The sequence below is a fragment of the Dietzia timorensis genome, from assembly GCF_020742175.1.
Taxonomy (GTDB): Bacteria; Actinomycetota; Actinomycetes; order Mycobacteriales; family Mycobacteriaceae; genus Dietzia; species Dietzia timorensis_A.
In genome coordinates, this window is sequence record NZ_DYXM01000055.1 from 1 (window position 1) to 5,946 (window position 5,946).

General features: G+C 64.0%; 5 protein-coding genes. All 5 read right to left on the reverse strand.

The features are described 5' to 3' along the window. Positions 1-109: 109 nt before the first annotated feature. Positions 110-1,378, reverse strand: a complete 1,269-nt coding sequence (locus K8V11_RS02690) for an MCE family protein (RefSeq protein WP_303910671.1) — start codon at positions 1,376-1,378, stop codon at positions 110-112. Beyond that, positions 1,375-2,640 (reverse strand): MCE family protein, encoded by a 1,266-nt coding sequence (locus K8V11_RS02695; protein WP_303910672.1) that lies wholly within the window; start codon positions 2,638-2,640, stop codon positions 1,375-1,377. The genes K8V11_RS02690 and K8V11_RS02695 overlap by 4 nt, the downstream gene beginning before the upstream one ends. Beyond that, on the reverse strand, positions 2,637-3,809 hold the full coding sequence (locus tag K8V11_RS02700) for an MCE family protein (protein WP_303910673.1): 1,173 nt from the start codon (positions 3,807-3,809) through the stop codon (positions 2,637-2,639). Before K8V11_RS02700 ends, K8V11_RS02695 begins: the two co-directional genes overlap by 4 nt. Next, the gene (locus K8V11_RS02705) at positions 3,809-4,840 is read right to left on the reverse strand and encodes an MCE family protein (RefSeq protein WP_303910674.1); all 1,032 of its coding nucleotides are present in this window, start codon (positions 4,838-4,840) and stop codon (positions 3,809-3,811) included. The genes K8V11_RS02700 and K8V11_RS02705 overlap by 1 nt, the downstream gene beginning before the upstream one ends. Continuing rightward, positions 4,837-5,946 (reverse strand): MCE family protein (locus K8V11_RS02710; RefSeq protein ID WP_303910675.1); only part of this gene is annotated, 1,110 nt, incomplete at its 5' end. The genes K8V11_RS02710 and K8V11_RS02705, both read right to left, overlap by 4 nt.

Here is a 5,946-nt window from a genome sequence, read left to right on the forward strand (position 1 = left end):
TCGAAACCGAATCGCTGCGGCAACTTGAGGTAGACGACGGACATCGCCGTCAGCCCGATCACGGTAATAATCGCGAAGAAGACCAGCTGCCACTTCACCTGTTTGGACATCATGGCTGACCACCTCCACCGGGTCCGGGTGCGGGTGCGGGCGCAGGTGCGTCGGCGGGTGCGCCGCCGGGGGCCGCCGGGTCGTCTCCGTCCCCGTTGTAGTGTTGCTGCCCCTCAGGCACCTCCATGGCGTATGGGTCGGCGCTCGACATCGGTGCCGGCGCGAGACCGACGACCCCTTCTAGGCCCGCCATGCGATCGCCCCAATCTGTGCCCAGGAAGAAGGTTTCGGCCATTCTGTCGCCTGTGAGGTCCGCATCGATGTACAGGTTGGCGAAGTCGCCCTTGAGGAAGTTGTCCATGCCGTTCTGCGGGAACGGGAAGGTGATCAGAATATTGAGCACCCGCGTGAGGTTCCTGCCGGTATTGGCGAGCTGGTTGAGCGTTGGTGCGAGGTTGTTGAGGTTCTCCACGAGATCAGGGCCGGCGAGGTTCGCGACGGTCGTCGCGCGTGCGCCGAGGTCGCCGAGCCCCACCAGCGCGCCGGAGAGCTGGTCGCGTTGTTCGCGCAGCAGTGTCGTCGCGGCGGGCATCTGGGTGAGCGCCTTCCCGAGAGTGTCGTTCTGCTCGGCGACGGTGCCCGAGAGCCGATCGAGCCCCTCGATCGCCTGCACGATCGAGTCGCGCTGGCTATCAAGCGTGGATACCGTGTCGTTGAGCTCGCCGATCACCGCTTTCGCGTCGGTGACCCGGCCGTCGTCGAGGGCTGCGTTGAGTTCGTGCGCGATGTCCTCGATCTGCTGCAGCCCGCCACCCGAGAGCACCACGGACAAAGCCGCCAGGGTCTGCTCGGTCGTCGGGTACGTTCCCGCCCGTTCAATGGGGATGACGTCGCCGCCCTTGAGCTCACCTGTCGGCTTCTCCTCAGGCGGCGGGGTGAGCTCGAGGTGCTGAGAGCCAAGGAGGGACGTCTGACCGACCTTCGCCCAGGTATTCGCGGGCATCTTCACCTCCTTGTCGAGCGAAAGCGTGAGCACCGCCTCGTAATCGCGAGCGACGATATCGGAGATCGAACCGACTTCGACATCCCCGATCCGCACCGGGGAGTTCCGAGTCAGCGTCGTCACATCCGGCATGTGGACGGTGACTTCGAACGCACCGTCCCCGCGCCCAGCGGCGCCGGGAAGCGGCACAGAGTTCAGCCCCTGCCAACTGCAACCACCCAGCACGATGACGGCGGACGTCGTGAGCGCACCCGCCTGCACCGCCCGCTTGATTGCGGGGCGCGGCTTCGGCTGCCGGCCGGTTGAACGTGGTCGGCGCGTCATCGTCCACCTCCGGGTGAGAGTAGAGAAGTCAGGTCTGCGCCTGCTTCGACGTCAGTACCTCGCGCCGTGGGCGAGTCCGAGGGCGGCTGCACGCCCGGCGGGGTCTGGGTGCCGGGCTTCTGGCCGTTCTCGATCTGGTCGGCGGCGGCCGTTGGTGTGCGCGGAGTCGCGAGTTTGACGTCCGGGTAGTTCATCGCCATCTGGTTGAGCATCGGAGCGAGATACGACTGGCACAGCTGCGCATCGCCCTGGGCGGTGTTATTCGCGACAGCCTGGATCGCGCCGCACACGAACTGCATGGGATTCGACAGCCACTGCGGCGCCAGCACACCGTTGAGCGTGCCCTGGTAGGGGTGATAGATGTTGTAGAAGTTGGACATCGCCGTCGGTCCCACGTGGAGGAGGTTCTCGACCTCCTCGCGCCGGTCGCGAAGGACGTTCGTCGCCTGGCCGAGTTTGTCGACTCCGCGGGTGATCTTGTCCGAGTTATTGCCGAGGAACCTGTCGACGTCCTGAATCGCGACATCGAGGTCCACGAGTGCATTGTCGAGGTCGCCGGTCGATTCGTTAAGTACGTCCGTGACCGAGGCGAGCCGACCGGAGAACGCTACGATCTGATCCTCGCTGTTGGACAGTGCGCTGACGAACAGCTGCAGGTTCTGCACCGTCGAGAACAGGTCGGTGCGACCCTGGCTCAGCGTCTCCATGGTCGAGGAAAGCTCTTCGAGGGTGCGGCGCGCCCGCTGACCGTTACCGTCGAACATTTCGTCTGAGGCGTCGACGAAATCCGACAGCGCTCCCTTGGGGTTGTCGTCTGTGGGGCCCAGCGCCGTGGAGAGCGACATGAGCTCGTTCTTGATCTCATCCCACTCCACGGGGATCGCCGTCTTGTCCGTCGGAATGACGGCGCCATCTTGGATCTGCTCTCCGCCGTCATACGCGGGTGTGAGCTGAATGAAACGCTCCGCCACGAGTGACTGAGCGACGAGCACCGCGTCGGCGTCCGCGGGGACAGGCTGATCGTCGTCGATCCGCATGGTGACCTTGGATTTGCCGTCCTCGCCCTTGATGTCGGTGATCGCCCCGATGTCGACGCCGAGCATGCGCACGGAATCGCCCGGGTATACGCCCTTCGTGGACGCGAATTCCGCGGTGATCGTTTTGGATTCCGAGCGGTTCCACAACCACCACGCGCCGGCGACGACGAGCGCGATTATCGCGAGCAGGGCGATGAACTTCGCTGCTTTTCCTATCGACTTCATGGCGTTCGCCCCTCTCCCCAGCCCGGGAACTCGTCGAGAATGTTGAGTTCTGGAGCTCCCGGCATCGTCGGTTCACGTTCCAGCGGAGGCTGCGGACCGGTGTTGGGGTCGAGTGCCGGCGCGAGATCGTGGAACAGCGACTGGGTGTAGTGCGGCAGGCTCAGGTTCGAGATATAGGCGTTGAACCAGGGCCCCGAGGCGACTGCCTCGCCCAGCGCGGTCGAGTACGGTCCCATCCGGCGCAGTCCCAGATCAATGTTGTCCTTATTACGGATGAGTTGGTCGGACACCTTCTCGACCTTGTCGAGCGCCGGGCCTAGCTGTGCCTCATTGTCCTGCACGAGGCCGGACAGTTGGATAGCGAGGGCGTCGACGTTGCGGATCAGATCCGACAGCGCGCGCTTTCGCTCGTCAAGGGCGGTGAACAGCGTGTTTCCATCGGCGATGAGCTGCGAAAACTGATCGGAACGTTTACCGAGGACGTCGGTGGCCTCACTTGCCTTGCGCAGCAGCTCCTTGAGTTCTTCGTCCCGGTCGTTGAGGGTGCGCGACAGACGGGTTATCCCGTCGAGCGCGCCGCGAACTTCGGGTCCTGCCGCGTCCATGGTCTCGGAGATCTGGTCGAGCGCCTCGCTGACCTGGTCGGTATCGAGTTCTTCCACTGTCTTCGACACGTCGCCGAGCGCATCGGTAAGCGCGTACGGGGTCGACGTGCGATCGAGCGGGATGGTCCGATCTGGCAACTCGCCGCTTCCGCCGGAGAACACCGCGAGCGCGCGGCGGCCGAGGAGGGATTCGGTCTTGATCTGCGCGCGGGTGTCGGCGCCGAGCTCGACGTCGCGGTCGATGTCGAAGTCAACGCGCACGGCACCGCTCTCGATCTTCAGGTCTCGAACCGTGCCCACCCGCATTCCTGCGACATGGACCTCGTCGCCACTCTTGAGCCCGGCGGCGTCGGCAACATAGGCAGTCGCGTCGTGGGTGCCCATGATCCAGCCGACCTTGTTGTATGTCGTCGAGACGAAGATGAGCAGTGCGCAGATGGCGACACCGAGGATGCCTATCCAGCGGGGGTCGCGATCGCGGAAACGACGACCGCCCTTAGGCGCCTTCCGAACCTTGTGAATCTCGTGGTTCTCGGCCGCGCCGGAGTCCTTTTTCGCTGCCATCACATCGAACACCTCCCCGTCGTCTGCTCGAACTGCGGCATGAACTTCGTCGTGCCGTCCGGTGCGGTGAATCGTCCGATGACACCACAGAGATAGAAGTTGAAGAAACCACCGTAGGTACCCAGGCGGGACATCTTCTCGAAGTCCGAGGGAAGGCGCTCGAGCACAGTGTCGACGTATTCCTCGTCGTCGTTGAGAAGGCCCGCGACACGGTCGGCCTGGGCGATGTCCTCCTTGAGTGGGGGACGCACGTCGGCAATGAGATCGGACATCGACTGTCCGGCCCCCGCGATTCGTTCGACCGATTGCGCGATGGGTTCGGAATCCTTCGACAGCCCGGAGATGAGCTGTTGCAGGTCGTCGACCATTCGGTCGACATTGCCGCTGTTCTCGGCCACGGTGCCGAGGACGATGTTGAGGTTGTCGATGACCGAACCGATGAGTTCGTCGCGGTTGGCGAGGGTACTGGTCAGGGAGCTGGTGGCCGCGAGGAGCTGCTGAACGTTACCGCTCTCGCCCTGGAACACCGAGATGATGGCCTCGGTGAGCTGGTTGACCTCGTCCGGGTTGAGGGCCCGAAGTAGCGGCCGGAAGCCGCCGAGCAGCGCATCGAGATCGAGTGCAGGCTGGGTTTGTGCGAGCGGGAGGGTGCCGTCCTCTTCGAGAGTTTCCTTGCCTCCGCCGTCATGGGCGAGTTCCATGTACCGGTCGCCGGTGAGGTTCTCGTAGCGAACCTGAGCCACGGAATCGGTGTAGACGATCTGGTCCGAATCGACCGAGAAGTCGACCTGAGCGAGATTCCCGTCGACGAGGTCGATGCCCTTGATGCGGCCTACTTCGACGCCCGCGATGCGCACTTTATCGCCCTTTTCGAGCTGGGAGACGTCCTTGAATGTCGCCTTGTATCCCACCGAGGAGCCGGAGCGGTACTCGCTGAACACCACGAACAGACCGGCGAGAACGACGAGCATGACGATGGTGAAGATCGCGAGGGGCACCACGGGTGCGCGGGAGCTTGAGGACTTGCTCATCGTTCACCTCCTTCGGCTGGGGCTGGTTCGGGCGCCGGGTCAGCAGCGGGGGCCGGCGCAGGGGTGCCTGCCGCCGCGTTGAGTTCTTCCTCGCTGCTGTATTGCTTGGTCTGGCCGAGCATGAGCTGCAAGATCGCGGGTGGCGCGGGCTTTCCCGGCTCGGGGGTCACTGCCGGCCCGATGAGCGGCCCGACCGGATCGCGGAACGAATTGGGCTGGCCTTCCATGACATTGGAGCCGGTGTCGCTGACGAGGAAATCTGCCTTTGTTCCGGGCTCCATGTTGGGCATGCCGTGGCACCGCGGGCCCGTCGAGGCGTTGACCTTCGGCAGATCCTTCGGATACTCGTAGGGCTTCGCGCCCTGCTGGAAGCCTGCCTTGAACACAAGCCCGGGCTGGTTCTTCCCGCCGAATACCTGCTCGTGCTCCTCTACGCCCTGGTTGAGGCCGATGATCATACAACTGAGTGCCGGCGAGTACTCGGCAACCAGCGACGTCGTGGCGCGCAGGTCGCGGAGGGTCTTGATGATGTCGTCGCCGTTCTCGCGCAGAAGTACGTTTCCGGAGTCTGCCGTCCCGATCGCATTGGCCAGGAGCGCCTCGAACTGCTGCTGACGCTGGACGACGGTCTGGCCGACATCCGTACCGGAATCGAGCAGCCGCATGAGGTCGTCGCTCGCATCCGCGTAGATATCGGACACCTCCGCGGACTTGTCGAGATCGCGCTCGAGGGTATCGAGGTGTGGGTTGAGCGCCTGAAGCGACTGGTTGAGATCGTGAATGGTGTCGCCCAGCGTTTCGCCGCGCCCGGACAGACCGTTCGACACCGCGCCGAGGGTCGCGTTGAGCTGGTCGGGTCGGATCGATTGGAGCAAGTTGGTGAGCTGCTCAAACATCGAATTCACCTCGGTGGTGACGGTGGCTTCGCCGATGACGGTGTCGCGCTCCATCGGGGTGGGCGAAGGATTTTCCGGGATCTCGAATGTGACGCCCTTGGCCCCGAATACCGTGTTCGAACCGATGTGGACGGTCGCGTTGGAGGGCACCGAGCGGAGCAGCTCGGGATTGACTTTGAGGTCGATGACGGACACGTTCTCTTCCCGCCG